Raw genomic sequence first — 25,984 nt, 5'->3', positions numbered from 1 at the left:
CCCCGAACTCTCGAGTAGTCCACCACCCGAACGACAATGTCCGGACACGATGCCCGGACATGGAACGGCCCCCGCATCGCTCATACGAGCCTCGTGCCGACCGGACCGGGTCGGGATGCGGGGGCCGGGTGACCACCTGGTATTCGTCGGCGCTGACGAGGCGGGGATCCACCTCCGGCGACACGAATGCCACACGGTCAGCTGCTAACGGATGGTCACCTCACATGTCCGATGAGAAATCACTATCAGACCACCTCCTTCCCTGTGTACCCGCGAAAGTACGCCCGATTCCGGCGTCCCGCAACGGGATTTCGGAGGAGTGTCAGGGCACGGGAACCGCGGGTGCGCCCGATTCGGGGGCCGGAGCCGCGGGCGGTGCGGACGGCGCCTTAGACGGGGCCGGCGACTGCCCGGGCAACGGCTTGGCGTCCGGCGGTAGGGACTCGACGACCTCGAGCTTGGAGCGGAAGGTGTCGTCGGTGATGACCTCGATGTTGTTGATCATCCAGCGGTCACCCTGGAGTTCCATGTTGAAGGTCAGCCGCGACGGGTTGATGCTGACGAGTTCCTTCTGACCGCGGGTGACCGACTGGTTCATGAAGATCAGCACCTTCGAGGTGTCGGCGGTGTTGGTGACCACGCCGGCGTCCTGGATGGTCACCTCGGACACCACCTGCTGCTTGCGGACCTCCGCGGCGAGGTTGTTCTCGGTGATCAGCTTGGTGTACTCGGGTTTGGCCGGGCCGGTCAGCACGCTCATCGACTGATCGATGTGGTCGCTGACGTTCTCGGCGTTGTAGCCGAACATGGTGTTCGCGTAGTCGCGTGCGGCGGCGAGCGAGGACTCGCGCGCATCCTCCACCGATCGACCCTCGATGTACCGGTAGCCGAGGAACGCGGTGGCCGCGAGAGCCGCGACGACGAGAACCGTGAGCACGATCAGTCCGAGGCGTCCCTTGCCGGGCCCGGGCTTCTTGTCGGCCATCACGCCACCCACTCGAAGTCGGTCATCTTCAGCTCACCGTTGATGCGGGTCATGTCGACGCGCCAGCGGAACACCTTGTCCTGGGCGGGAGTCTGGCCGTCGAGCGACTGCTGATGCCAGCCGAACACCATGATCACCGATCCCTCGTCGGGTTCGGACTTGGTGACCGCCGAGCTGAGGATGATCGACTTGGTCTCGAGCTTCCCGTCGCGGACGAGCGAGGCGACCTGCTGGATGTTGTTCTGGACCTCCTGCTTGACCTTGCCGGAGGTGTCGTCCTGCACCGATTTCAGTGTCTGGTCTACGGTGTCGGGGTTCATGCTCGTCAGGTTGATCAGCACCTGCGAGGCGAATGCCGAGTACTCGGCCCGCAGGTCGTTCTGCTGGTCCTGCCGGGCGATGCCGAGGGCGAACACCACCGAGGCCACCGCACAGACGGCGATGAGCACGATCCCGACGACGACGCCGACCACGGTCCGCGACGAACGCCGGCCGGAGCCGCGGTAGCGGACCTTGCCCTTGCCCGTCTTCTCCGGGGTCTTCGACGCCAGTCGGTTGCGACGCCGCTCCCGGTAGCTGACGGTTTTCTCGACCTCTGACGGATCGGGGGCGATCTCCTCCCCGGCGTCCGGCTTCGTGAGCGACACCGCACCGGTCGCGGTCTCCGCGTTCCGGTCGGCCGGGGTCTCCACGGCATCCGGGGCGGCTGCATTCGGGGTGGCTGTGTCCTCGACGGCCGTCTCGGTCACCGGGGTTGCCGCTGAGCGCTGTGACGGCTTCTTTCCCCCCGAGCGGCCGCGGCGAATGGGTGCCGATCGGACCGGACGCTTGGCCGCCCGACGGTCGGTGGAGCCGGTGCGGTTCGGTGTGGTGTCGGTCGGGTTCCTGGTGACCGGGGTGGTGGTGCCGGTGCCCTCAGGGGTCACGGACTGACCGTCCCGCTGATCATCGTCTGCCATGTACTGCTCTGTCCCTGCCCTTCACGCCCCGTGCCGGCGTTGTACGTCTTGCCGTCGGGTCCGATGAAGTTGCCCGACTCCGGATCGTATGTCGTGGCGTACACCGCAGGCTCTGCCTCGAAGTCCTTCGGTGTGCCCGGTGTCACGGTACCGGAGGACGCGGGCTCCCATTTCAGGCCGAACGGCAGGCCGTTCTGGAAGGGATCCACCGAGCCGGGGTTCGGCTTGTACCCGGTCCGGCATTCCGCCGGCGTGGGCGCACGGCGGCCGGGGAACTCGGCACAGGGGTAGTTGCGGGCGCCGCGCACGGCGATGTTGGAGTTCTGCGGGACGCGGCACAGCATGCCCGGGGGCAGCTCGCGAGCGGTCTGTTCGGACGGCCACCGCCACTCCTCCTTGGGCAGGAAGCCGATGTTGCACCCCGGCCGGTCCTGGAAGCTCAGGGAGAAGTTCACGTTCGGCCCGAAGTTGTTGGTGCCGGTGTTCAGGGCGGTGATCAACGAGTTGATCAGGCGCGGGTAGAGCACCAGGATCTGCTTCCAGTTCGGCAGGTACACCGCCTGGGTCTCGGCGATCGTGCCCAGGTTCGACACCAGCAGCGGATAGGAACCGCCCAGCGATTCGAACAGGTCCTGCGCCTTCGACGTCGTCGACGGTCCCTTGCGGAGGATGTCGCCGATCTCGGGGCGGTCGGCCCGGAGCTGATCGGTGAACGCGGTGACGTTGCGGGTCCACGCCCGGATGTCGTCGGCCGTGCGGGACTGTGTGCCCAGCAGAGGTGCACCCTGTTCGATCAACGAAATCGTGGTGTCGGTGTTCTTGTTGGCCTCGCCGATGAACAGGGTCATCGAATCGAGGAGGCGCTGCAGCGACTCACCGGTGCCGTTGAAGGCGACGAAGGCCTCGTCGACGAGCGAGCGGAGTTTGGTGTCGCCGATCTCCTTCAGGAGCGCATCGGCCTGGTCCAGCATCGTCGAGATCTCCACGGGCACTTCGGAGACGGTGACCTCGGAGTCGTTGTGCAGGTAACCGGTCGGGGCATCGGCGGGCGGATCCGGGTTCGGGGTGAACTCGACGAACTGCTCGCCGATCGCGGAGACGCTGCGTACCGATGCCTTGGCCGATGCCGGGATGTCGGTGCCGGAGTCGATGACGAGCGTGGCCTGCACGCCGTCGTCGGTGAGCTTCACCGAGTCGACCTTGCCCACGTAGACGCCGCGGTAGCTGACGTTGGCGTTCTGGTACAGCCCGCCGCTGGTCTCCATGTTCAGCTGCACGCGATAACTGCCGACGCCGAACATCGACGGGATGCGGATGTAGAACAGCGCCATCACGACCATCGCGACCACGGTGACGATCGAGAAGATGATCAGCTGCATCCGGACGAATCTGGTGATCTTCATCAGCGGCCGCCCTTCTGATCGGCGGGCACCGTCGGCGGGGCGGTGGGCGAAGGCACCTGCACCGGCGGGATGAGGTTCGCCGGAACCGGTTCCGCGGTGTCCGGGAGCTTTTCCCCGCCGGGGATCAGCGGCGCGGTGAACGGATTGAGTCCGCGGGCGGCCGCACCGGCCGGCTTACCGAAGACGCCTTCGGGTCCGGTGACGCCGAGGCTGGCGAACATGGTCTCGCTCAGGCGGTCCACCGTGAGATCGAGTACGAGGTCGGAGTTCACGAAGTCGCCCTTGACGATCGTCCGGATGGTCGGCTCGTAGAACGGGAAGGTCAGCAGGATGTTCAGCGACTGCGTCATCGCCGGTCCCGAGGCCTGCAGCTGGTCGAGGGCGGGTTCGATACCCTCGACGATCGTGACGATGTCCTCGGTGTTGGCGTCGAGGATGTCGTTGGCGGTCTTCGACAGCTTCGACACCGAGGCGAGGGTGTCGAGGAACTGCTGACGCTGGTCGACGAGCAGTTGCAGGATCTGCGGGCTGGCGTCGAGTGCGCGTTCGATGGTGTCCTTCTGCTCGTTCATCGTGCGGGACAACCGATCGAGTCCTTCGGTGGCGCGGATGATGTTGTCCTTCTGCGCATCCAGATCCGCGACGAGGGTGTTCAGTCGCGGGATGAGCTTCTTGATCTGGTCCTCGCGTCCGCCGAACACCTCGCTCATCTCGTGCACGATGTCGCCGACCTGCGACAGTCCGCCGCCATTGAGGACCACCGACAGCGAGCTGAGTACCTGTTCGGTGCTGGGGTAGGTGCAGGCCGCAACCTGTTGTGCGGCGTTGATGTCGGGCACCGCCGGCACCTTCGGATCGGTGACGATGTTGGACTGCTCGGGGCACTTGGTCAGCGGGATCTCGTCGCCCTCTTCTAGGCGTCCGCCCTCCGGTTCGGCGGGCTGGACGATCTCGAGGTGCGTCGACCCCAGCACGCTGGTCATCCCGACCATCACATGCGATCCGCGCGGGATGATGACGCCCTCGTTGAGGCGGATCGTCACGAGTGCGTTCCAGTCCTGGACCTCGATGTCGCCGACGCTGCCGACGGTCGAGTCGTCGATGAGGACCGGTGCGTTGTTGACAAGGCCTGCGGCCGACGGGATGAGCGCGGTGATCTGGTACGACCCGCTGCCGGTTCCGGCCGCACCGGGGACGGGCAGCGAATTCGGTCCGTCGAAGGAACATCCGGCGAGCAGCGTCGTGAGCGCCACCGCACCCGCCGCGAGTCCGCCCCGCAGGCGGGACGACATCATCGGTCACCCCCGAACGGCACCAGCAGGTTTCCGAGCGGAGAGCCGGCGTTGTCCCCCCGGGTCTCGTTGTCGATGCGACGCACACCGGCCTGGGCGCGGGCCTTCACGTCCGCGTTCTGGTACTGCAGCTGGCTCGGCAACGCATTCGCTCCCTGCACCGGGTTGGCGAGGAACGGCGGGTAATTCATCGAGATCGACGACAGCACCGGCGCGAGGATCTCCACACACTTGTCGATGTCCACTTTGGACGTCCCCGGCCGGTTGGTGGCATCCATCGAGCCGCAGAGCAGCGTGATCAGGTTGGTGCCGTTCGCGAGGCCGAAGACACCCGACAGGGAACCGGAGAGCGGGTTGTAGATGTTGTAGAAGTTCGCGAGCTGGTTGGGTGCGGAGTGCAGCACACCCTCGACCTGCTCGTTCTTCTCGGCGACGATCTTGGTCGTCGACGCCAGACGCTCCACCGACGACGACAGCGAATCCTTGTTGGTGTCGATGAAGACCTGTACGTCGGTCATGGCCGAGTCCAGACCCTTGAGCGCCTCGTCGAGTTCGGTCGTGTTGTCGGCGAGAACCGAACTGACCGAGGCGATCCGGCCGTTGAACTGCACGAGCTGCTCGTGACTGCCCGCGAGGGCATCGGTCAGTTTCTGCAGGTTCTGGATGGTCGAGAACAGATCTCCGCGTCCGGCCGCGAGGGTGCCGATCACATCGGACACCTCACGGATCGACTTGTTGATCGCGGCACCGTTGCCCGCGAGGTTCTCGTCGAAGACGTTGACCGCCTTGGCCGCCGAGCCCTGATCCGGTCCCTCCGGACCGATTGCCTCGGTCAGCTTGGTGAGCTGGGCCTTGATGTCGTCCCATTCCATCGGGACGGCGGTGCGATCCATCGGGATGTCGTGGCCGTCGGGCATGGTCGGTCCGCCCGAGTAGACCGGGGTCAGCTGGACGAACCGCCCCGACACCAGGCTCTGCGCGACGATGACCGCTTTCGCGTCCTGGGGGATGTCGATGCTCTTGTCCACGCGCAGTTCGACTTTGACGTCGTTCTCGCGCGGCGTGATCTTCGAGACGCTGCCGACGTTGACGCCCAGCACCCGCACCGGGTCGCCCTCGTAGAGGCTGGCGACCGAGCCGAAGTAGGCGGTGAAGGTGTTGGTCGTGGACTTCAGGAAGACCGTCCGCCCGACGACGACCAGGGCGATGGCGAGCACGACGCCGAGCACGCCGAGCAGGACTTTGCGTCCGATGGTCATGGTCACCGTCCTCCTCTCGTGGTCGGTGCCGGTTTGGGATAGGTCGGGGACGGCAGCGGACCGCGCGGGGTGTCGGTGTTGTCCGGCGGGCCCAGCTTGTAGTTGTCCGGGATCAGCGGGAAAGCCGAGTACATCAGCGACTGCCAGACCTGCGGGTACCGGCCGCGCAGCGCGTTCAGGAAGATGGCGGTGTAGTCGCCGAAGGTGTTCAGGCCGACCAGGGAATCGAAGTTGGGACCGGATGCGACGGCTTCACCGAGGGTGTTGGCGAACGGACCCAACCGGTCGATCGTCTCCTTCAGGTTCTTCTCGTTGTCGGTGAGGATGTTCGCCACGCGGTCGAACTTCTCGAGCACCGGTGTCAGCTGGGCGTTGTTCTCGGCGATGAAGCCGCGCAGCTGCGTGGTGACGTCGCCGATCCCCTTGATCAGCTGATCGAGCGCATACCGGCGCATCTCGATCTCGCCGACGAGTGCGTTGGCGTCGATGAGCAGTCGGTTGATCTGGTCGTTGCGGTCCCCGACGATCTTGCTGACCTGGTTGGCCTTGGCGAGCAGGGCCCGGAGTTCGTCGTCGCGGTCGGCGACGGCCTTCGACAGTCGGGCGACGCCGTCGACCGCGCCCTGCACCTGATCCGGGGTCTCGGAGAAGGTGACCGTGAGGGTGTTCAGCGCGGTGTTGAGCTGGTCGGTGTCGGTTCCGGAGATCGTGTCGGTGGCACCTTCGAGCGCGTCCTGCAGCGAGTACGGCGCGATGGTGTTGCCCAGCGTGATCGATCCGCCCGGTTTGATGCGTTCGCCGCCGTGCGGGATGACCGTCAGGTTGCGGCGGCCCAGCACGGTCTCGGTGCGGATGGCGGCCTGTGTCTCGTCGCCCATCTCGATGGTGTCGTCCATCCGGAAGGACACCTTCACCTTGGTGCCCTGGTCGGTGCCGGCGAGTTCGATGCCCTCGACCGTCCCCACCTGCACACCGGAGACCGACACGATGTCGCCCTTGGCCAACCCGCCGGCGTCGTCGAAGTACGCGCTGTAGGTGCTGATGGGCGCCAGGTAGGGCAGCTTGTCCATCTGCATCGCGGTGATGACCACCAAGGCGATGACGACGATGCCGATGACACCGACCTGGGCGCGGGTGCGTCCGCCGTGCTTCTCCTCGCGCGCGATGTCGGCCTGGTCCGATTCTGTTCTGCGGCTGGAGAACATGCCGCCGAAGGGAAGGCTCATGAGCCGTCACACCTTCCGCCCGCACGGGTGGTGTCACCCATCACGTTGTTCGAGGTGTAGATGATCGTCTGCCCACCGGGTGCGGGGAGCAGGAGACGCAGGCGGCAGAAGTAGATCTGCAGCCACGCCCCGTAGGAACCGAGGTTGGACAGGGTCTTGTAGTCCTCCGGCAGGCGCGTGAGCAGGTTCCGGACGAACGGCTCGGCAGCCAGCAGCTCCTCCGACACCCGGCCGGTGTTGGTGACCATCGACTGCAGCGTGGGCCGGGTCGTCGAGAGGAGGTCGGAGAGACCGTTGGTGACCCGAGACGTCTGCGTGAGGGCGTTGCCGATCGTGCCCTTCTGCTCGGCGAGCCCGGTCACCAGCTGCTGCAGCAGGTCGACGCTGGTGTCGAGTCCCGCGCGGTCGCCGTCGAGCGTCGCGAGCGTGGTGTTCAGGTTGTCGATGACGTCACCGATGAGCTGATCCCGGTCGGCGAGGGCATCGGTGAACGACGCGGTGTTGGACAGCAGGGTGTTCAGCGCCCCGCCCTGTCCCTGGAACACCGCGATCAGCGAGCTGGTGAGCGCGTTGACCTCGTCGGCGTTGAGGGTGCGGAACAGCGGCTTGAAGCCACCGACGAGCTTGTCGAGATCGAGCGCCGGTTCGGTCTGGGTGACCGGGATCTGCGCGCCGTCGCCGAGGAAGGTCGAGGTGTCGCCGGCCCCCTGCTGGAGCTCGAGATAGCGGTCACCGGTGAGGTTCTCGTAACGGATCAGTGCCCGAACGGATTTCGGGAGCGGGTACTGCTCGTCGACGGAGAAGGTGATCACTGCCTCGTTGGCACGGTTCAGCCCCACGTCGCCGATGGCCCCGACCTCGACGCCGGCGATCTTGACCTTGCTGCCCGACTTCATGGCCGAGGCACTGGTGAAGACCGCGGAAAACTCGTTCGACGCCCCGGAGCGGTAGCGGCTGAAGACCACGACCAGCGCGACGAACACCAGGATCATCACCACGGTGAACGCGCCGAGCTTGATGAGGGTCGCGCGGAATGCGCGTGCGCGGTTATCCACGGGGCGGCTCCCCGAACAAGATCTGGAACAGCTTCTTCGAGTTCGCCTTCGGCTCGGTCCTGGGCTGGTAGGGCTGAGGTGCATTGTCGCCCACGAAGAACGGGGCGTGATCGGTGGTGCCCGGGTCGGACAGGCCACCCGCACAGGTGGGCGGTGCCTCGACCCCGACCTCGGGCAGGTCGTACGGGTAGGCGTAGGGGTCCTTACCGGGCAGCAGACCGGCGTCGAGCATCAGCATACCGTTGCGGCCGCCCATGAACGGCGCGGCGACCTCGGAGGCGATGGCGCCCGCGGTGAGGAAGCACTTGATGCCCGGCGAGTTGTAACCGAGCAGCGCCGCAATGGGATTCAGATCCGACAGCGCACCGATGAGGGTCTTCTTCGTCGGTGCGATGACGCCGTCGATGGTGTTGGCCATCCCGGTGGCGTTGATCAGCAGCGCGTCGAGGTTGGAGGTGTTGTCCACCAACGTGTTCCCGACGGTGGTGAAGTTGTCGACGGTGCGCATCAGGTCGGGCATCGAGTCGGCGTAGACGTTGGTGACCGTCGCGCCCTCGCGGAACAGCCGGTTCAGCGCCGGCAGATGCGGATTGGTCTTGCCCAATAGGGTGGTCAGCTGCTCGAGCGCCACACCGATGTCCTCTCCCTGACCCGACAGCGCGGTGTCGACCGCGCCGAGCGTCGCGTTGAGCTTCTCCGGCTGCAGGTCGGCGAGTACCGAGACAAGCTGCTGGAAGACGGTGTTGAGTTCGACGACCACGCGGTCGGCCGAGATCTCGTCGCCCGCGCTGAGCTGTCCCTCGGCCTCGCCCGGCACGACGAAGTTCACGGCCTTGGCACCGAAGATGGTGTTCGACTTGATGTCGGCGACCACGTTGCCCGGGATCTTCGACATCGAGTCGTTCGCGATGTCGAGGGTGAGGACCGCGTTGCCGCCCTGCTCGTCGATCTTGCCGACGCGACCGACCTCGACCCCGCGCAGCTTGACCTTGGCGTCGGGGTTCATCACCAGACCGGCGCGGGGTGCGACCAGCGTGACCTGCTGGGTGCCCTTGAACGCGCCGAGGAACGATGCGCTGGCGCCGATGATCAGGAACAGCAGAACCGCGACCATGGCGACTGCCGCCAGGCGACGGGTGGTCCGTGTCCGTTCTTGTTTTCTGCTCATGGTTCAGCCCGCCAGGTTGAACTTGCCGTCCGCGCCGTAGATGGCGAGGGAGGTGAGGAGGGTGATGACGACGACCACGACCAGCGAGGCACGCACCGCGTTGCCCACCGCGACGCCGACGCCGACGGGACCGCCGGAGGCGTTGTAGCCGTAGTAGGTGTGGATGAGCATGACCGCCACCGCCATACAGATCGCCTGCACGAAGGACCAGAGGATGTCCGACGGGATCAGGAAGGTGTCGAAGTAATGGTCGTACACACCCGGTGACTGTCCGTAGAGGAACACCGTCGCCGAGCGGCTCGCGAGGAACGAGGCGAGCGAGGCCAGCGCGTACAGCGGGATGATCGCGATCAGGCCGGCGATGATGCGGGTGCTGACCAGGTACGGGATCGAGGAGATGGCCATCGTCTCGAGGGCGTCGATCTCCTCTGACACCCGCATGGCGCCGAGCTGCGCGGTGGCACCGGCGCCGATGGTCGCCGCGAGGGCGATTCCGGAGATCACCGGAACCGCGATGCGCACGTTGATGAAGGCCGAGAAGAAGCCGGTGAGCGCCTCGACACCGATGTTGGCCAGCGAACTGTAGCCCTGGACGGCGATGGTGCCGCCGGTGAACAGCGTCAGGAAGCCGACGACCACGACGGTGCCGCCGATCATGGCGAGCGCGCCGGTGCCCATGGAGATCTCGGCGATGAGCCGCACCGTCTCCTTCTTGTAGTGCTTGATCGCACGGGGGATCGACACGACGCTGTCCCAGTAGAACAGTGCCTGGTCGCCGATCTGGTCCCAGTCCTCGCCGGCTCGTTTCACCGCGACGCGCGCGCTCCGGAAGCGTGTTGTGAAAGGAAGTACCATCGCTCAGCCCGCCGTCGCTTTGAGTCCGACCGCGGTGACGACGACGTTGACGACGAACAGCGCCATGAACGAGTACACGACGGTCTCGTTGACGGCATCGCCGACACCCTTCGCGCCTCCTTTGACATTGAGCCCCTGGTAACAGCCAACCATCCCGGCGAAGAGGCCGAACAAGGCGGCCTTGACCATGGAGATTATCAGCTCACCGAAGCCGGTGAGCAGTGTCAGGTTGGCCACGAAGGCGCCCGGGTTCACGTCCTGCAGGTACACGGAGAAGATGAAGCCGCCGCCGATGCCGATGGTGCACACGAGGCTGTTCAGCAGCAGCGCGACGCCTGTCGACGCCACGATGCGCGGCACGACGAGGCGGTGGATCGGGTTGATGCCGAGCACCTTCATCGCGTCGATCTCTTCGCGGATGGTGCGGGCACCGAGGTCGGCACAGATGGCCGTGGCGCCCGCGCCCGCCACGATGAGCACCGTGACGATGGGGCCGATCTGGGTGATGGTGCCCAGGGCCGCGCCGGCACCGGACAGGTCCTGCGCGCCGATCTCGCGCAGCAGGATGTTCAGCGTGAAGCTGACCAGCACCGTGAACGGGATGGCGACGAGCAGCGTCGGCACCATCGACACACGGGCGATCGCCCACGACTGTTCTACTGTTTCCCGCCACTGAAACGGACGGTGGAACAACTCGCGCGCCGACTCGACGCCGAGTGCCACGAAATCGCCGATCCCCCCGAGGGGCGTGGCCAGTTTGCTCAGCACCAGCGGACCCCCTTCACCCTCGAACCATCGCGAAACCTATCACGCAGAAACCCGGCGATTAGGTCAGTTGACCAGAGCGCTTGCCGAGAACGTGCGTCCCGGATCGCGGTCGGCGAAGAAGCCCGTGAGGGTCTTGGCGAGATCTTCCGAGTCCCACGCATCGCCGTCGGCGGTGAACACCTCGTCGACCGTGGGTGCCGCCATGAGGGTGACCTTGGGGCCGTACACGACGAACACCTGACCGGTGACGCCGTCGGCCTCGGGTCCGGCAAGGTAGCTCACGAGCCGGACCACATGTGCTGGATCGAGCGGATCGACGCCGTCGGTGGGCGCGTCTCCGAAGACGTCCGCGGTCATCGCGGTCCGCGCACGCGGGCAGATCGCGTTGGCGCGGACGCCGTAACGCTTGAGTGCTCGCGATGCGGACAGCGTGAGCGCGGTGATGCCGGCCTTGGCGGCACCGTAGTTGGCCTGCCCCTCGGGGCCGAGCAGCCCGGCCTCCGAGGAGGTGTTGATGATCCGGCCGTAGACCGGTCCACCAGCGGCCTTCGACGCGGCACGCCAGTGCGACGCCGCATTGCGGTTGAGCAGGAAGTGGCCACGCAGGTGAACGCGGATGACCAGATCCCACTCGTCGTCGGTCATGTTGAACAGCATCTTGTCGCGGACCACGCCCGCGTTGTTCACGACGATGTCGAGCGAACCGAGCTGTTCGGTGGCCGCGGCCATGATGGCACTCGCGGTGGACGAATCGCTGATGTCACCCCCGACGGCGATCGCGAGGCCGCCGGCCGACGTGATCGTGTCGATGACATCGCTCGAATCAAGCGCTGCCGGAAGGTCATTCACCACGACCGTGGCACCTTCCGCGGCGAGGCCGATGGCCTCCGCCCGACCGAGACCTGCACCTGCACCGGTGACGACCGCGACGCGCCCGTCCAACGAGTTACCCACCCGACATTCCTCCTGAGCCGAAACTAGAACCTGTTCTAGCATGATTCCCGGTCGGATGGAACCGAACGGGAGTTCAGCTCAGTCAGTCCTCCTCGACCGAGAGTGCGGACTTGGGGCAGTTGGCCGCCACCTGTCGCAGTTCCTCGACACGGTCCGCAGGGATCTCTTCTTGGAGAATGACCAGGTAATCGTCATCGTCCAGGTCGAAGAAGTCCGGTGCCATCCCCACACAGATGGCATTGGACTCGCACAGGTCGAAATCTGCCTTGATACGCATCAGAACCTTCTCCTCACCGGCTCGTCGCCTGTTGACGGGGCTGCCAGAACAGGTTAGAACGTGTTTCAGAAACTAGACGAGCCTTACCCCCATAACTTGACCACAAGCGGGGTCCGGACGCTAGCCACAGACCCATGGAGTTTCGATGCGAATCGCCTATACCGATCAACAGTCCGAGCTCCGGCGGGAGCTCCGCGCGTACTTCTCGAACCTGATGACCGAGGACCGCCGGGCCGCCCTGTCCGGCGGTGACGGTGGCGAACTCGGTGAGGGCGACGCCTACCGCGACGTCGTCGAACAGATGGGCGCCGACGGTTGGCTCGCCCTGGGCTGGCCCACCGAGTTCGGCGGTCAGAACCGTTCGATGATGGATCAGCTGATCTTCACCGACGAGGCCGCCATCGCTGGTGCGCCGGTCCCGTTCCTCACCATCAACTCCGTGGCGCCGACGATCATGCACTACGGCACCGACGAGCAGAAGTCCTTCTTCCTGCCGCGCATCGCCGCAGGTAAGTTGCACTTCTCCATCGGCTACTCCGAGCCGGGCGCCGGTACCGATCTCGCCGCACTGCGCACCACCGCGGTCCTCGACGGCGACGACTACGTGATCAACGGCCAGAAGATGTGGACCAGCCTGGTCCCCTACGCCGACTACATCTGGCTCGCCTGCCGCACCGACCCGTCGACGCTGCAGGAAGGCGGCAAGAAGCACAAGGGCATCTCGGTGCTCATCGTGCCGACCTCCGCCGAGGGCTTCAGCTACACACCGGTGCACACGATGTCCGGCGTCGACACCAGCGCCACCTACTACCAGGACGTGCGGGTACCGACGTCCTCGGTGGTCGGCGAGGTCGGCGGCGGCTGGCCACTGGTCACCAACCAGCTCAACAACGAGCGGGTCGCCCTGTGCAGCGCCGCGCCGATCCAGACCGCCCTGCGCGAGACGATCGCCTGGGCGCAGCAGACCAAGACCGGCGACGGTCAGCGCGTCATCGACGCCCCGTGGGTCCAGCAGAACCTGGCCCGGGTGCACGCGAAGGTCGAATTCCTCAAGCTCATCAACTGGAAGATCGCCTCGGCGGCCAGCTCCGGCGGCGCACCGTCGCCGGCCGACGCCTCGGCCACCAAGGTGTACGGCACCGAGTTCGCCACCGAGGCCTACCGCCTGCTCATGGAGGTCGTCGGCCCCGCCGCGACGCTGCGTGCCGGCAGCCCCGGCGCGCACATCAACGGTCGCCTCGAACGCTTCCAGCGCACCTCGCTGATCCTCACCTTCGGTGGCGGCACCAATGAGATCCAGCGCGACATCATCGCCATGCTCGCCCTCGGCCTGCCCCACCAGCGTCGCTGATCCCTTCCGCTCGCTGGTTGAGTAGCCCGGAGCGAGCGAGCGAGCGAGCACACGGCGTATCGACACCCCTCAAACCCTGAACATGGAGACGCAACCATGGACTTCTCCCTTCCCGAATCCGGTGACGACGTCCGCGGCCTGGCCCGCGACATCGCCACCTCCGTCAGCACGCCCGAACGCGTCGCCGACCTCGAAGCCGGCCGCGCGCCGATCGACTCGGACCTCTGGCAGCAACTCGGCACCGCCGGCTTGCTGGGGCTCGAACTGTCGTCGGAGGCCGTCGGCGATGCCGGTGGCAACCTGAGCGTCATCGAGAACACCCTCGTCGCAACCGAACTCGGTCGCGTGCTGGCGCGGGTGCCGTTCGGTCAGCACGCGGTGGCCGCGCTGCCCGTGATCGCCGCGCACGGCTCGTCCGGTCTCCGCGACCGGGTGCTGGCCTCCGCCGCCGCGGGCGATCTCGTCGTGTCGGTGGCCATCGAGGAGGACCTGGGTTCGCCGGCCGACTCCCCGATCACCAAGCTCTCTTCCGACGGTTCGCGCCTGTCCGGTGTCAAGGTGAATGTGCCCTACGCCGAGGCCGCTGGTCTGTTGCTGGTCAACGCAACCGGACCCGACGGCATCGTCGTGGTGGCGGTTCCCACCAGCGCGGACGGCATCCGGATCACCGCCACCCCGGCGACCGGATTGATCCCTACTGCGGAGGTCGAATTCGACGACGTGCCGGTCGATTCCGACGACGTGCTGGCGGGTTCGGACGTGGCCGACGCGCTGCACGTCCGGGCCACGCTGGCGTGCAGCGCCGAGCAGACGGGCGTCGTCGAACGCGCACTGGAGCTGACCGCCGAATACGCCCGCGAGCGTGAGCAGTTCGGGCGTGCCATCGGCTCGTTCCAGGCCGTCGCCCAGCGTCTGGCCGACGGGTACATCGATGCCCAGGGTCTCGCCCTGACCACCACGCAGGCGGCCTGGCTACTGGCCAACTCGGACAATGCCGGCGAGATCCACAACGCGATCGCCACCGCCAAGTTCTGGGCCGCCGAGGCCGGCCATCGGGTCGCGCACACGACGGTGCACGTCCACGGCGGTGTCGGCCTCGACACCAGCCATCCGGTTCATCGGTATTTCCTGCGCGCCAAGCACAACGAGTTCGCCTACGGTTCGGCGACCGCGTCGGTGCGCGCCATCGGCACCGAGTTGGCCGCCACCCCGGCGTGAGCGTTCCGGGAGCCGTGACCCACCGGTCCACGGTCGCCGGCCTGCTGGCCGACCTGTCCGAGGTGACCGATCGTGGTGTGCACTTCGAGGAGTCGTTCACACCCTGGGCGCGGCACCTACACGACGCCGCGGTCCGCGGCGGTGTCCTGCTCGACTGGCTGTCATCCGACCGGCCTCCGCACGTCGGTGTACTGCTCTCCAACACAGCGGAATTCGCTGCACTGTTCGCGGCCGCCGCGCGGCACGGCTTCGTCCTCGTCGGGTTGAACACAACCCGACGAGGTACCGCGCTCACCGCCGACGTCGCACGCGCCGACTGCCAGATCGTGCTGTACGGCGACGACACCCGCGAACTGCTGACCGACGTCGACCTCGGCGATGTCCGCGCCGTCGACATCGACGGTCCGGAGTGGTCGGCCGCGGTTGCGTCCGGTTCAGCAGCACCGGTCGTGGACGCCGCGCCAGACGATCTGCTGATGCTGATCTTCACGTCGGGAACCACCGGCGACCCGAAGGCCGTGCGCTGCACACATCGCACCTTCGCGGTCAGCGGACCGATGCTCGCGGACCGGTTCGAGATCGGCGCCGACGACGTCGTCTATCTGTCGATGCCGATGTTCCACTCGAACGCGATGATCGCCGGCTGGAGTGTCGCGGTCGCGGGTGGAGCGTCGATCGCGTTGCGCCGCAGCTTCTCTGCACGCGGCTTCGTCGCCGATCTCCACCGCTACGGCGTGACCTACGCCAACTACGTCGGCAAACCGCTCAACTACATCCTCGCCACCGACCCGCATCCCGACGACGCGTCGAGTTCGTTGCGGATCATGTACGGCAACGAGGCATCGGCAGTGGACCGGCAACGCTTCGCCGAGCGGTTCGGTTGCCGGGTCGTCGACGGTTTCGGTTCCACCGAGGGCGGTGTCGCCATCACCCGTACACCGGACACCCCGCACGATGCGCTCGGTCCGCTACGCGAACCGACGGCCGTCGTCGACGTCGAGTCCGGAGAACCCGTGCCGCCCGGTGTGATCGGCGAGATCGTGAACACCTCCGGCCCCGGCTTGTTCGCCGGCTACTACAACGATCCCGACGCCACCGGCGAACGTATGCGCGGCGGCGTCTACCACACCGGCGACCTCGCCTGGGTCGATGATGACGGCTATCTGCACTTCGCCGGGCGCCTCGGCGACTGGCTCCGCGTCGACGGTGAGAACCTCGGCACCGGCCCTATCGAGCGGATCCTGCTCCGCCATCCCGAGATTCGCCAAGTTGCGGTCCACGGTATCCCGGTGGAGATCGGCGACGAGATCGAGGCGGTGCTCGTCGCGGATTCCGTCCTGCACCCAGACGACTTCGCCGAGTTCCTTTCCGCGCAGGATGATCTCGGCCCGAAGCAGTGGCCGCACCGCGTGCGGATCGTCGACTCTCTTCCGGAGACGGCCACGTTCAAGACGGTGAAGCGACTGCTTGCCTCCGACCCCACCCCGCCGACCTGGCGACGCGAAGGTCGCACCTACCGCCCCTGACACAAACCCACCCCTTTTCCGTAAACCCACCCGACGTCGATGGGGCGTGTCTACGGAAAAGGGGTGGGTTTGTGCAGCGGGTCAGCCGTGGAGCGTCTTGTTCATCCGGCCGACGGCCTCCTCGTACTCGCTCACGAGGTCCGCGATGAGATCGGCGACCGGGGTGATCGCGTTGCAGCGTCCGACGATCTGGCCGGCGGGCATGGCGACGACGTCGGGGTTGTCGGCCGCGGAGATGCGGGCGTGCGCCTCTGCGACGAGCAGGTTCTGCAGCGGCATCGGCAACGGCTCGGGAGCGTTCTCGGCGTCCCAGGCGTCGGTCCAGGCGGTCTTCAGCAGACGGGCAGGTTTGCCCGAGTAGATACGACGACGCACCGTGTCCCGCGATGTCGCCTTGAGCAGTGCCTGCTGCACGGTCGACGGCTTGTCGGAGCCCTCGGGCACACCAAGCTTGTACTCCGCGGCGGTCAGCCAGTACGTCCCCATCCAGACACCCTGTGCGCCGAGCGCGATGGCGGCGGCGATCTGTCGGCCGCTGCCCACGCCGCCGGCGGCGAGCACCGGGGCGGAGTCGCCGACCGCGTCGACGAGTTCGGGCCACAGGATCATCGAGGTGACCTCGCCGGTGTGGCCGCCTCCCTCGTAACCCTGCGCGATGACGATGTCGACACCGGCCTCGACATGGTGCAGCGCATGGTCTTTCGCGCCCGCAAGAGCCGCGACGAGCACGCCGTTGCCGTGCGCGGTCTGGATGACGTCCGACGGCGGCGAGCCGAGGGCGTTCGCGATCAGCTTGATCTGCCCGTACTTGCGACGATGCTCCATCGCGACGTCGACGTGCGAGCGGGCCACCGAGTGCAGCCAGCCCAGCACACCCGAGTTCACGCGTTCCTCACCGGGCAGCGGCGGGACACCGAGGTCGTCGAGGGTGCGCTCGACGAACGCGCGGTGCTCCGGCGGGATCATCGAATCCAGGTCGACCTTCGAACCCTCGGTGGGGATCTTGGCGGGCATCACGATGTCGACGCCGAAGGGCTTGCCGTCGGTGTTCTCGTGCATCCACTCGAGGACCTCGTCGAGTTCCTCGGCCTCGTTGAACCGCACGCAGCCGAGCACGCCGAGTCCGCCGGCCCGGCTGATCGCCGCAGCGACGTCCTGACTCGGGGTGAACCCGAAGATCGGGTACTCGATGCCGAACTTGTCGGCGAGTTCTGTACGCATTCTGTTTCTTCTCGTTTCCGGCGTTCTACAGCGCCTCTGTCACTTTTGGCTCTACAGCGCTTCGTCGGCGGGTCGTTCGGCGGTGACCGACGCCCCCCAGCGGTAATCGGGTTTTCCGGCGGGCGAACGCTTGATCTCGTCGACGAACCAGACACTGCGCGGGCACTTGTAGCCGGCCAGTTCCTTGCGGACGACGTCGTTGAGACTCTCCAGGGTGGGGCGGGCTCCGTCGCGGGCGGCGATCACCGCGGCGACGCGCTGACCCCAGCGGTCGTCGGCCACACCGACCACGACGGTGTCGAAGACGTCGGGATGCGCCTTGAGCGCGCCCTCGACCTCCTCCGGGAAGACCTTCTCGCCACCGGTGTTGATCGACACCGAACCGCGGCCGAGCATCGTGATGCTGCCGTCGGCCTCGAGCACGGCGTTGTCGCCCGGGAGCGAGTAGCGCACGCCGTTGAAGACCTTGAACGTCTTCGCCGACTTCTCCGGGTCGTTGTGATAGCGCAGGGGCACATGGCCGGACCGTGCCAACACCCCGACCTCGCCGCTGCCCGGTTCCACCGGCGTGCCGTCCTCGCGGAGGACGTGGGTCTCGCTGTCGGCGTTCACGCGCGGGCCGCCGGTGTGCGGCGTGCCCTTCGCGACGATGCCCAGACCACCGAAGCCGGTTTCCGACGAGCCGATCGCGTCGACGATTACCGCGTTCGGGAACCGTTCCAGGAACTGCTCTTTCACGCTCGGCGAGAACAGGCACGCGGACGAGGCGATGGACACGACACTCGACAGGTCGTACTCCTTGCCCTGCCCGAGAGCCTCGACCATGGGGCGACCCATGGCATCTCCGGTGATGAACACGACGTTGACCTTGTGGCGTTCGACGATCTCCCAGGCCGACGATCCGCTGAACTCGGGGTACACCACGGCTTTTCCGCCCGCGAACAGCGACTGGAAGATCGCCCACTGCGAGCCGCCGTGGATGAACGGCGGGATCGGGTACCGGACCAGCTGGCCACCTTCGGCGCCGGTCTTCGCGAGGTGCCACTCGTCGGGGATGGGTTCGCTGGTGTACCAGTCGATTCCACCACCGAGGACGCGCCACACGTCCTCCTGGCGCCAGACGACGCCCTTCGGCTTCCCGGTGGTGCCGCCGGTGTAGAGCATGTACAGGTCGTCGTTCGACCGCTCCTCGAAGTCGCGTTCCGACGACGACTCGGCAATGGCGTCCTCATAGCGGATCGCCTCGCCGTGCCCGTCGCAGCACAGGTCCTCCGACGTCCCGTCCTCGATGGCGATCCGGGACTCGATGGAGGGCGATTTCGGTAACGTGTTGCAGACGCGCGACGAGTAGCGGCGCTCGTGGATCAGGACCTTCATCCCGGAGTCGGTGAAGATGTGCTCCAGTTCGGCCTCGACGTAGCGGTAGTTCACGTTCACCATGACCGCCCGGGCCTTGAAGATCGCGACCATCGCCTCGACCGACTCGATCGTGTTTCTGCTGTACAGACCCACCCGGTCGCCGGGCTCCACACCCAGCTCGCGGAGCTTGTGGGCGATCGCGTTGGATCGCGCCTCGAGCTCCGCATATGTCCGGCTGCGGTCGCCGGATTCCAGCGCGACGCGCTCGGGAACCAGGTCGACGGCATGCTCGATGAGATCGGCGATCGTATAGGCCATGGCTCCAAAATTAGAACGTGTTATCGTTCTGGGCAAGTGCGGAATATGACCGGGAGACAGCGATGACCACAGCCACCCCCACCGAGTCCGTCACCGACAAGGCTCCCGAGTGCCTCGTCGAGAAGCGCGGACACATCCTCATCGTCACGATGAACCGTCCGGAGGCGCGTAACGCGCTCTCCACCGAGATGATGCGGATCATGACCGAGGCCTGGGATCAGGTCGATTCCGACCCCGACATCCGGGTCGCGATCCTCACCGGCGCGGGCGGATACTTCTGCGCCGGCGCCGACCTCAAGAGCATGAACAAGCAGGCCCCCGGCGACACCGTCGACTCCGGCGCCTGGAACCCGGCGTCGCTACCGGCGCTGCTGAAGGGCCGTCGTCTGACCAAGCCGCTGATCGCCGCGGTCGAGGGCCCGGCCATCGCCGGCGGTACCGAGATCCTGCAGGGCACCGACATCCGCATCGCCGGCGAGAGCGCGAAGTTCGGTGTCTCCGAGGCACGTTGGGGTCTCTACCCGATGGGTGGCAGTGCGGTCCGCCTCGTCCGTCAGATTCCTTACACCGTCGCCTGCGACATCCTGTTGACCGGCCGCCACGTCACCGCACGTGAGGCCCTCGAGTACGGCCTCATCGGCCACGTCGTCGAGGACGGCAAGGCCCTCGACAAGGCGCTCGAGCTGGCCGAGAAGATCGCCGCCAACGGCCCGCTCGCCGTTCAGGGCATCCTCAAGACCATCCGTGACACCGAGGGTCTGCATGAACTCGACGCCTTCGAGCTCGACGCGAAGATCGGCGTCTCGGTCTTCAAGTCGAAGGACGCCAAGGTCGGGCCCCGTGCGTTCGCCGAGAAGCGCACACCGGAGTTCACCGGCGAGTGAGGGCCACCGACCCCCGGTGAGAATCCACACCGCACTCTTCGGCCCGCAGCAGGCGGTCGAACGCACCCGGGCCCTCCGGGACATCGGGATCGACGGCGTATTCACCTTCGACGGCCCGCACGATGTCTTCAGTCCGCTGTTCGGTGCGGCCGGCGTCGACGACGTCGCGCTGATGACCAACGTCGCGATCGCGTTCCCGCGCAATCCGATCACCGTCGCCCACCAGGCCAACGACCTCCAGTTGCTCAGCGGCGGCCGGTTCACACTCGGCCTCGGTACCCAGATCCGCCCGCAGATCGAAAAGCGGTTCGGGGTGCCGTTCGAGCGTCCGGTCGACCGGATGGTCGAGTTCGTCTCCGCACTGCGCGCGATCTTCGACTGCTGGCAGAACGGCACCCGCCTCGAATTCGACGGCGAGTTCTACCGACATCGGCTCATGACGCCGATGTTCAACCCGGGACCGAACCCGCACGGGTTCCCGCCGATCTTCGTCGGCGCCCTCGGGCCGCGGCTGACGCGTGCAGTCGCCGAACACGCCGACGGCCTGCTGGTCATGCCGTTCACCACCGACCGGTTCGTTCGCGAATCGATCCTGCCGCGCGTCGACGCCGGACTGTCGGCGTCGGGGCGCCGTCGCGAGGACTTCTCGGTGGTTCCGGAGATCATCGTCGCCACCGGTCGCACCGAGGAGGAGTTCGAGACCTCGGTCGGCGCAGCGCGGCGACTGCTGTCGTTCTACGGCTCGACGCCCGCCTACCGTCCGGTCCTCGAGATGCACGGCTACGGCGACCTGCAGACCGAACTCAACCTGCTGTCGAAGCAGGGTCGCTGGGCCGAGATGGTCGGACTCGTCGACGACGAACTCCTCGAACTCATCGCCGCCCACGGCAGCCCCCGCGATGTGGCCGCGACGATCCGCGCACGCTCGCACGACATCGCCACGGATGTCGCCATCTACCAACCGTTCCCGCTTGCCGACGAGACGCTCGCCGAAATCATGGACAGCCTCGACGAGTAACGCGCACACCCCTGCTGCCTGAGGTGCGAGGAGCGCGACGCACCCAGGTCCGCTGCCTGAGGTGCTAGGAGCGCGACGCACCCAGGTCCGCTGCCTGAGGTGCGAGGAGCGCGACGCACCCAGGTCCGCTGCCTGAGGTGCGAGGAGCGCGACGCGCCCAGGTCCGCTGCCTGAGGTGCGAGGAGCGCAAGCGACGAGCCACGAAGGCCTGGTGCGATGACGTCACCAGCCCTTCGTGGCTCGCTGCGCTCGCACCTCAGGGAGCGAAGGGGGCCACCGCCCGCACCTCAGGGAGCGGAGGGGCCCACCGCTCGCACCTCAGGGAGCGGAGGGGACCCGTCGCCCGCACCTCAGGGAGCGGAGGGACCCGTCGCCCGCACCTCAGGGAGCGGAGGGGACCCGTCGCCCGCACCTCAGGGAGCGGAAAGGTCCCACGCCCAAGGGAGCAGCGAGTGCTACACCAGCGTCGCCAGCTGCCGGATCGTGTCGGTGTCGCGGGCGGTGACCATCAACATCGTGACGCCCGCGGCCTCCCACTCCTTGATCTGTGCACGGACTTCGTCGGCGGTGCCGACGAGCATCGTCTCGCGGACCATCTCGTCGGGAACGGCGGCCATCGCCTCGGCTTTCTTGCCGCTGAGGAACAGGCTGACGATCTCGTCGACTGCGTCGCCGTAGCCCATCCGCTTGTAGAGCTCGGCGTGAAAGTTCTTCTCCTTGGCGCCCATTCCGCCGACGTACAGCGCCGTCGACGGCCGGTACCGTTCGATCGCCGACGCCACGTCGTCGGTGATGACGACCTGCACGGTGGCGGCGACCTCGAAGTCCTCGCGACTGCGTCGGGCGCCCGGACGGGCGAAACCCTCGTCGAGCCAGGAGTTGTACTGGTCGGCGAGCCCGAGGCTGAAGAAGATGGCGAGCCAGCCGTCGGCGATCTCGGCGGTCTGCGCGACATTCTTCGGACCTTCGGCGCCGAGCCAGATCGGGAGGTCGGCCCGGAGCGGATGGGTGATCGGCTTGAGTGGCTTGCCGAGTCCGGTGGCGCCGGGCGCGTCGGCGGGATACGGCAGCGGATAGTGCGGCCCGTCGTTGGTCACCTTGTCGGCGCGGGCGAGCACGTCGCGGACCACCTGGACGTATTCGCGGGTGCGCGCCAACGGTTTTCCGAACGGTTCGCCGTACCACCCCTCCACCACCTGAGGCCCGGATACACCGAGGCCGACGATGTGCCGGCCGTTCGAGAGGTGATCCAAGGTCAGCGCATGCATGGCCAGCGATGTCGGCGGTCGCGCCGACAACTGGGCCACCGCCGTACCGAGCCGGATGCGCGATGTCGCCGCGCCCCACCACGCCAACGGCGTGTACGCGTCCGATCCCCAGGACTCCGCGGTGAACACCGCGTCGAACCCGCATTCCTCCGCGACCGCGATCAACTCCGGCGCGTTCGGGATCGGATCGGCACCCCAATAACCGAGTTGCAGACCGAGCTTCACTCGCACTCCCCTCTCGCCGGACCGTGCAGATTCTCACGGCCTGACATGCATCTTGTGTCCAATACTAGAACGTGTTCTACTCAAGTTGTGAGCATGAGCGTAACGTCTCCCGCCGCCGGCAACCCCATCGCCAGTCCCGTTGCCACGGTGCCCGAGCCGAAGTCCCCGATCCTGACCGCTCCCCTGATCAACTCCTTCGACTACACCCGGTCGCTGGGCCCGGTGCTGAGCCAGTTCGCGCTCGCACTGCGCGACGGCCGGATCGTGGGGTCGAAGGGCAGTGACGGCAAAGTGTCCGTGCCGCCGGTCGAATTCGATCCCGTCACCGGACAGCAGTCGACGGAGATCGTGGAGGTCTCGACCGTCGGCACCGTCACCAGCTGGACCTGGCACGACGACCCGGTGCCGGGTCAGCCGCTCGACAAGCCGTTTGCCTGGGCGCTGATCAAACTCGACGGCGCGGACACCGCACTGCTGCATGCGGTTTCAGTCGACTCCCCGTCGGACATCTCGACCGGTCAGCGCGTGCACGCGGTCTTCTCCGCGGCACGCATCGGCCGTATCGACGACATCGCCTACTTCGCACCGGGCGAAAGTGCCGACGCCGCACCGGAGAACACCGCCGAGGCACCGAAGGGCGCCGACACCGGCCTCGTCGTCATCCCGACTCCCATCACCACCGAGATCACGCACTCGGCCAACGAGGAGGAGTCGGTCTACCTCGAAGGACTGAAGGCAGGCAAGCTCATCGGCACCCGGATCGGTTCGGGCGTCGACGAGGGCCGCGTCTACTTCCCGCCCCGCGGGGTGAGCCCCGCCGACGGGTCGCCGGCCGTCGAACGAGTCGAACTCGCGCACACCGGCATCGTGACGACGTTCTGCATCGTCAACGTGCCGTTCCAGGGTCAGCGGATCAAGCCGCCGTACGTCGCGGCCTACGTGCTTCTCGACGGCGCCGACATCCCCTTCCTGCACCTCATCCTGGATTGTGAGGCCGCCGACGTCCGAATGGGTATGCGCGTCAAGGCCGTCTGGCTGCCCGAGGACGAGTGGGAGCACTCGATCGGCAACATCAGCCACTTCGCCCCCACCGGTGAACCCGACGCCGAGTACGAGACCTACAAGGACCACCTCTGATGACACTGCCACCCATCGCGATCATCGGGTTCGCCCACAGCCCCAACGTGGAGGGAACCCACGGCACCACCAACGGTGTCGAGATGCTCATCCCCTGCTTCGACAAGCTCTACGCCGAGCTCGGCATCAACCGGACCGACATCGAGTTCTGGTGCAGCGGATCGTCGGATTACCTTGCCGGACGTGCATTCTCGTTCATCTCTGCGATCGACTCGATCGGTGCGATGCCGCCGATCAACGAGTCCCACGTCGAGATGGACGGCGCCTGGGCGCTGTACGAGGCCTGGGTCAAGATCGCCACCGGCGAGGTCGACCTGGCGCTCGCCTACGGCTTCGGCAAGGCGTCCGCGGGCAACACCGACCAGACCCTCGCGCTGCAGACCGACCCCTACACGGTCGCGCCGCTGCACCCCGACGCCCGGTCGCTGGCCGCGCTGCAGGCACGTGCCGGCATCGACGCCGGCACCTGGACCGAGGCCGACATGGCTGCCATCGGCGCCCGCACCTCCGGCGGATCGGCCGACGATCTGCTGGCGGGTGACTACATCGCGAATCCGCTGCGTCGCCACGACATCGCGCCCTACACCGACGCGGCCGCCGCGGTCGTCATCGCGAGTGAGCGCAAAGCCCGTGAGCTGGTCGCCAATCCGGCGTTCGTCACCGGTTGGGACCATCGCATCGACACACCGAACTTCGGTTCTCGGGACCTCACCGTCTCGCCGTCGACGAAGCTCGCCGGCGACACCGCGTTCGGCGACGCGAACCGCGCCGTCGACGTCGCCGAGATCCACGCGCCGTACTCCCACCAAGAGATCATCGTGCGCAACGCCCTCGGTCTCCCGGATTCGGTGCGGATCAACCCGTCCGGCGGCGCACTCGCCGGCAACTCGCTGTTCTCGGCCGGCCTGCAGCGCATCGGCTACGCAGCGCACGAAATCCTCAGCGGCAACGCGGGAACCGCCGTCGCCCATGCGACGAGCGGTCCGCTGCTGCAGCAGAACATGGTGGTCACCCTGAGCGCCCAGAACAACTCCGGAGGCGGGAACTGATGGGACACAAGAACCGTGCGGCGGTCCTCGGTACCGGCCAGACCCGTTATGTCGCCAAGCGTTCCGACGTCACGATGGCCGGGATGGTCCGTGAGGCCATCGACGCGGCACTGATCGACTCCAAGGTCTCTCTCGACGACATCGACGCGATCGTCATCGGCAAGGCACCCGACCTCTTCGAGGGGTCGATGATGCCCGAGCTCGCGATGGCCGAGGCCATCGGCGCGGTGGGCAAGCGTCTGATCCGCGTGCACACCGCCGGCTCGGTCGGCGGATCGACGGCGAATGTCGCCGCATCGCTCGTCTTCGCGGGCGTCCACAAGCGTGTGCTCGCCGTCGCCTGGGAGAAGCAGTCCGAGTCCAATGCGATGTGGGCGCTGTCGATCCCGGTGCCGTTCACCAAGCCGGTCGGCGCCGGCGCGGGCGGCTTCTTCGCCCCGCACGTGCGCTCCTACATCCGCCAGTCGGGCGCACCCGAGCACATCGGCGCGATGGTCGCGGCAAAGGACCGACGCAACGGTGCACTCAATCCGCTGGCGCACCTGCACCAGCCAGATCAGAGTGTCGAGAAGGTCATGAGCTCGCAGATGCTCTGGGACCCCATCCGTTACGACGAGACGTGCCCGTCGTCGGACGGCGCGTGTGCGGTCGTCATCGGTGACGAGCAGGTCGCCGACGATGCGGTCGCCGCCGGCAATCCGGTCGCCTGGATTCACGCCACCGCGATGCGCACCGAGCCGCTGTCCTTCGCACACCGCAACGTGGTGAGCCCGCAGGCCGGCCGCGACGCTGCTGCCGCCCTGTGGAAGGCGGGTGGCATCAGCAACCCGCTCGACGAGATCGACGTCGCCGAGATCTACGTGCCGTTCTCGTGGTTCGAACCGATGTGGCTGGAGAACCTCGGGTTCGCCGCCGAAGGCCAGGGCTGGAAGCTGACCGAGTCGGGCGACACCGAGATCGGTGGTCGCATCCCGCTCAACGCCTCGGGCGGCGTGCTGTCGTCGAATCCGATCGGCGCGTCGGGCATGATCCGCTTCGCCGAAGCCGCCATCCAGGTCATGGGCAAGGCCGGAGACCACCAGGTCGACGGAGCCCGCAAGGCCCTGGGTCACGCCTACGGCGGTGGCTCACAGTACTTCTCGATGTGGCTCGTCGGAGCCGACAAGCCGCTCCACTGACCGGCGTTTCGTAGCATTCATGCACGCCATA

The 25,984-nt window shown here is 66.8% G+C and carries 23 protein-coding genes; 8 read left to right on the top strand and 15 right to left on the bottom strand.

Translation table 11 applies throughout. The annotated features are described in order from the left end of the window. Positions 1–322: 322 nt before the first annotated feature. The 12 genes from M1L58_RS02615 to M1L58_RS02560 form a co-directional block, all read right to left on the bottom strand. Complete coding sequence (locus tag M1L58_RS02615; protein ID WP_248657727.1) at positions 323–985, bottom strand: hypothetical protein; 663 nt, start codon at positions 983–985, stop codon at positions 323–325. Next, the gene (locus M1L58_RS02610; protein ID WP_006358674.1) at positions 985–1,911 is read right to left on the bottom strand and encodes a hypothetical protein; all 927 of its coding nucleotides are present in this window, start codon (positions 1,909–1,911) and stop codon (positions 985–987) included. Before M1L58_RS02610 ends, M1L58_RS02615 begins: the two co-directional genes overlap by 1 nt. Continuing rightward, positions 1,908–3,347 (bottom strand): MCE family protein, encoded by a 1,440-nt coding sequence (locus M1L58_RS02605; protein WP_248657726.1) that lies wholly within the window; start codon positions 3,345–3,347, stop codon positions 1,908–1,910. Before M1L58_RS02605 ends, M1L58_RS02610 begins: the two co-directional genes overlap by 4 nt. Then, on the bottom strand, positions 3,347–4,642 hold the full coding sequence (locus M1L58_RS02600) for an MCE family protein (protein ID WP_006358676.1): 1,296 nt from the start codon (positions 4,640–4,642) through the stop codon (positions 3,347–3,349). The genes M1L58_RS02605 and M1L58_RS02600 overlap by 1 nt, the downstream gene beginning before the upstream one ends. Then, on the bottom strand, positions 4,639–5,898 hold the full coding sequence (locus M1L58_RS02595; RefSeq protein WP_248657725.1) for an MCE family protein: 1,260 nt from the start codon (positions 5,896–5,898) through the stop codon (positions 4,639–4,641). The genes M1L58_RS02600 and M1L58_RS02595 overlap by 4 nt, the downstream gene beginning before the upstream one ends. A gap of 2 nt (positions 5,899–5,900) precedes the next feature. Continuing rightward, positions 5,901–7,124, bottom strand: a complete 1,224-nt coding sequence (locus M1L58_RS02590; RefSeq protein WP_006358678.1) for an MCE family protein — start codon at positions 7,122–7,124, stop codon at positions 5,901–5,903. Further along, entirely contained in the window at positions 7,121–8,179 is a 1,059-nt protein-coding gene (locus M1L58_RS02585) for an MCE family protein (protein ID WP_248657724.1), read from the bottom strand. The genes M1L58_RS02590 and M1L58_RS02585 overlap by 4 nt, the downstream gene beginning before the upstream one ends. Continuing rightward, positions 8,172–9,293, bottom strand: a complete 1,122-nt coding sequence (locus M1L58_RS02580; protein ID WP_248657857.1) for an MCE family protein — start codon at positions 9,291–9,293, stop codon at positions 8,172–8,174. Before M1L58_RS02580 ends, M1L58_RS02585 begins: the two co-directional genes overlap by 8 nt. A gap of 57 nt (positions 9,294–9,350) precedes the next feature. After that, the gene (locus tag M1L58_RS02575) at positions 9,351–10,202 is read right to left on the bottom strand and encodes an MlaE family ABC transporter permease (RefSeq protein WP_248657723.1); all 852 of its coding nucleotides are present in this window, start codon (positions 10,200–10,202) and stop codon (positions 9,351–9,353) included. A gap of 3 nt (positions 10,203–10,205) precedes the next feature. Continuing rightward, positions 10,206–10,970 (bottom strand): MlaE family ABC transporter permease, encoded by a 765-nt coding sequence (locus M1L58_RS02570; RefSeq protein ID WP_248657722.1) that lies wholly within the window; start codon positions 10,968–10,970, stop codon positions 10,206–10,208. A 63-nt stretch (positions 10,971–11,033) separates the two neighbouring features. Next, entirely contained in the window at positions 11,034–11,924 is an 891-nt protein-coding gene (locus tag M1L58_RS02565; RefSeq protein WP_248657721.1) for a 3-oxoacyl-ACP reductase, read from the bottom strand. An 82-nt stretch (positions 11,925–12,006) separates the two neighbouring features. Further along, positions 12,007–12,201 carry a ferredoxin gene (locus M1L58_RS02560; RefSeq protein ID WP_006866217.1) on the bottom strand — a complete coding sequence of 65 codons (195 nt, stop codon included), beginning with the start codon at positions 12,199–12,201 and terminating at the stop codon, positions 12,007–12,009. A 145-nt stretch (positions 12,202–12,346) separates the two neighbouring features. On the opposite strand from M1L58_RS02560, the gene M1L58_RS02555 reads away from it, so the two are divergent. From M1L58_RS02555 to M1L58_RS02545, 3 genes are all read left to right on the top strand, one after another. Then, entirely contained in the window at positions 12,347–13,552 is a 1,206-nt protein-coding gene (locus tag M1L58_RS02555; protein WP_248657720.1) for an acyl-CoA dehydrogenase family protein, read from the top strand. Positions 13,553–13,648: 96 nt separating this feature from the next. Further along, positions 13,649–14,770: an acyl-CoA dehydrogenase family protein gene (locus M1L58_RS02550; protein WP_248657719.1), complete on the top strand. Its 1,122-nt coding sequence runs from the start codon at positions 13,649–13,651 to the stop codon at positions 14,768–14,770. Further along, the gene (locus tag M1L58_RS02545; protein ID WP_248657718.1) at positions 14,767–16,296 is read left to right on the top strand and encodes an AMP-binding protein; all 1,530 of its coding nucleotides are present in this window, start codon (positions 14,767–14,769) and stop codon (positions 16,294–16,296) included. Before M1L58_RS02550 ends, M1L58_RS02545 begins: the two co-directional genes overlap by 4 nt. A gap of 81 nt (positions 16,297–16,377) precedes the next feature. Here M1L58_RS02545 and M1L58_RS02540 read toward each other — a convergent pair whose 3' ends face one another. After that, positions 16,378–17,517: an NAD(P)H-dependent flavin oxidoreductase gene (locus M1L58_RS02540; protein WP_248657717.1), complete on the bottom strand. Its 1,140-nt coding sequence runs from the start codon at positions 17,515–17,517 to the stop codon at positions 16,378–16,380. A gap of 51 nt (positions 17,518–17,568) precedes the next feature. After that, complete coding sequence (locus tag M1L58_RS02535; protein ID WP_248657716.1) at positions 17,569–19,194, bottom strand: acyl-CoA synthetase; 1,626 nt, start codon at positions 19,192–19,194, stop codon at positions 17,569–17,571. A 62-nt stretch (positions 19,195–19,256) separates the two neighbouring features. Here M1L58_RS02535 and M1L58_RS02530 point away from each other — a divergent pair, with 62 nt between their 5' ends. Both M1L58_RS02530 and M1L58_RS02525 read left to right on the top strand, forming a co-directional pair. Continuing rightward, positions 19,257–20,078, top strand: coding sequence for a crotonase/enoyl-CoA hydratase family protein (locus tag M1L58_RS02530; RefSeq protein WP_006866226.1), 822 nt, complete (start codon positions 19,257–19,259; stop codon positions 20,076–20,078). Positions 20,079–20,094: 16 nt separating this feature from the next. Further along, the gene (locus M1L58_RS02525) at positions 20,095–21,096 is read left to right on the top strand and encodes a TIGR03617 family F420-dependent LLM class oxidoreductase (protein ID WP_248657715.1); all 1,002 of its coding nucleotides are present in this window, start codon (positions 20,095–20,097) and stop codon (positions 21,094–21,096) included. 455 nt (positions 21,097–21,551) lie between these two features. On the opposite strand, the gene M1L58_RS02520 is transcribed toward M1L58_RS02525, so the two are convergent. Then, the gene (locus tag M1L58_RS02520; RefSeq protein ID WP_006866228.1) at positions 21,552–22,589 is read right to left on the bottom strand and encodes an LLM class F420-dependent oxidoreductase; all 1,038 of its coding nucleotides are present in this window, start codon (positions 22,587–22,589) and stop codon (positions 21,552–21,554) included. A gap of 93 nt (positions 22,590–22,682) precedes the next feature. Here M1L58_RS02520 and M1L58_RS02515 point away from each other — a divergent pair, with 93 nt between their 5' ends. The 3 genes from M1L58_RS02515 to M1L58_RS02505 are packed head-to-tail and all read left to right on the top strand — an operon-like array spanning position 22,683 to position 25,953. Continuing rightward, entirely contained in the window at positions 22,683–23,726 is a 1,044-nt protein-coding gene (locus tag M1L58_RS02515) for a Zn-ribbon domain-containing OB-fold protein (protein WP_248657714.1), read from the top strand. Next, a complete protein-coding gene (locus tag M1L58_RS02510; RefSeq protein WP_248657713.1) occupies positions 23,726–24,775 on the top strand; it encodes a thiolase domain-containing protein in 1,050 nt (349 codons plus the stop codon). The genes M1L58_RS02515 and M1L58_RS02510 overlap by 1 nt, the downstream gene beginning before the upstream one ends. After that, positions 24,775–25,953 (top strand): thiolase domain-containing protein, encoded by a 1,179-nt coding sequence (locus M1L58_RS02505; RefSeq protein ID WP_006866231.1) that lies wholly within the window; start codon positions 24,775–24,777, stop codon positions 25,951–25,953. The genes M1L58_RS02510 and M1L58_RS02505 overlap by 1 nt, the downstream gene beginning before the upstream one ends. Positions 25,954–25,984 lie beyond the last annotated feature (31 nt).

This window comes from Gordonia sp. C13 (assembly GCF_023218005.1).
GTDB lineage: Bacteria > Actinomycetota > Actinomycetes > Mycobacteriales > Mycobacteriaceae > Gordonia > Gordonia namibiensis.
Note: the sequence above shows the minus strand (reverse complement) of the source record. Positions and strands in the feature narration are given on the sequence as shown.

Coding starts and splice junctions, on each gene's coding strand:
- M1L58_RS02505 (WP_006866231.1), top strand. CDS start 24,775: ATGGGACACAAGAACCGTGCGGCGGTCCTCGGTACCGGCCAGACCCGT.
- M1L58_RS02595 (WP_248657725.1), bottom strand. CDS start 5,898: ATGACCATCGGACGCAAAGTCCTGCTCGGCGTGCTCGGCGTCGTGCTC.
- M1L58_RS02550 (WP_248657719.1), top strand. CDS start 13,649: ATGGACTTCTCCCTTCCCGAATCCGGTGACGACGTCCGCGGCCTGGCC.
- M1L58_RS02600 (WP_006358676.1), bottom strand. CDS start 4,642: ATGATGTCGTCCCGCCTGCGGGGCGGACTCGCGGCGGGTGCGGTGGCG.
- M1L58_RS02615 (WP_248657727.1), bottom strand. CDS start 985: ATGGCCGACAAGAAGCCCGGGCCCGGCAAGGGACGCCTCGGACTGATC.
- M1L58_RS02510 (WP_248657713.1), top strand. CDS start 23,726: ATGACACTGCCACCCATCGCGATCATCGGGTTCGCCCACAGCCCCAAC.
- M1L58_RS02575 (WP_248657723.1), bottom strand. CDS start 10,202: ATGGTACTTCCTTTCACAACACGCTTCCGGAGCGCGCGCGTCGCGGTG.
- M1L58_RS02560 (WP_006866217.1), bottom strand. CDS start 12,201: ATGCGTATCAAGGCAGATTTCGACCTGTGCGAGTCCAATGCCATCTGT.
- M1L58_RS02515 (WP_248657714.1), top strand. CDS start 22,683: ATGAGCGTAACGTCTCCCGCCGCCGGCAACCCCATCGCCAGTCCCGTT.
- M1L58_RS02555 (WP_248657720.1), top strand. CDS start 12,347: ATGCGAATCGCCTATACCGATCAACAGTCCGAGCTCCGGCGGGAGCTC.
- M1L58_RS02590 (WP_006358678.1), bottom strand. CDS start 7,124: ATGAGCCTTCCCTTCGGCGGCATGTTCTCCAGCCGCAGAACAGAATCG.
- M1L58_RS02605 (WP_248657726.1), bottom strand. CDS start 3,347: ATGAAGATCACCAGATTCGTCCGGATGCAGCTGATCATCTTCTCGATC.
- M1L58_RS02535 (WP_248657716.1), bottom strand. CDS start 19,194: ATGGCCTATACGATCGCCGATCTCATCGAGCATGCCGTCGACCTGGTT.
- M1L58_RS02540 (WP_248657717.1), bottom strand. CDS start 17,517: ATGCGTACAGAACTCGCCGACAAGTTCGGCATCGAGTACCCGATCTTC.
- M1L58_RS02580 (WP_248657857.1), bottom strand. CDS start 9,293: ATGGTCGCGGTTCTGCTGTTCCTGATCATCGGCGCCAGCGCATCGTTC.
- M1L58_RS02530 (WP_006866226.1), top strand. CDS start 19,257: ATGACCACAGCCACCCCCACCGAGTCCGTCACCGACAAGGCTCCCGAG.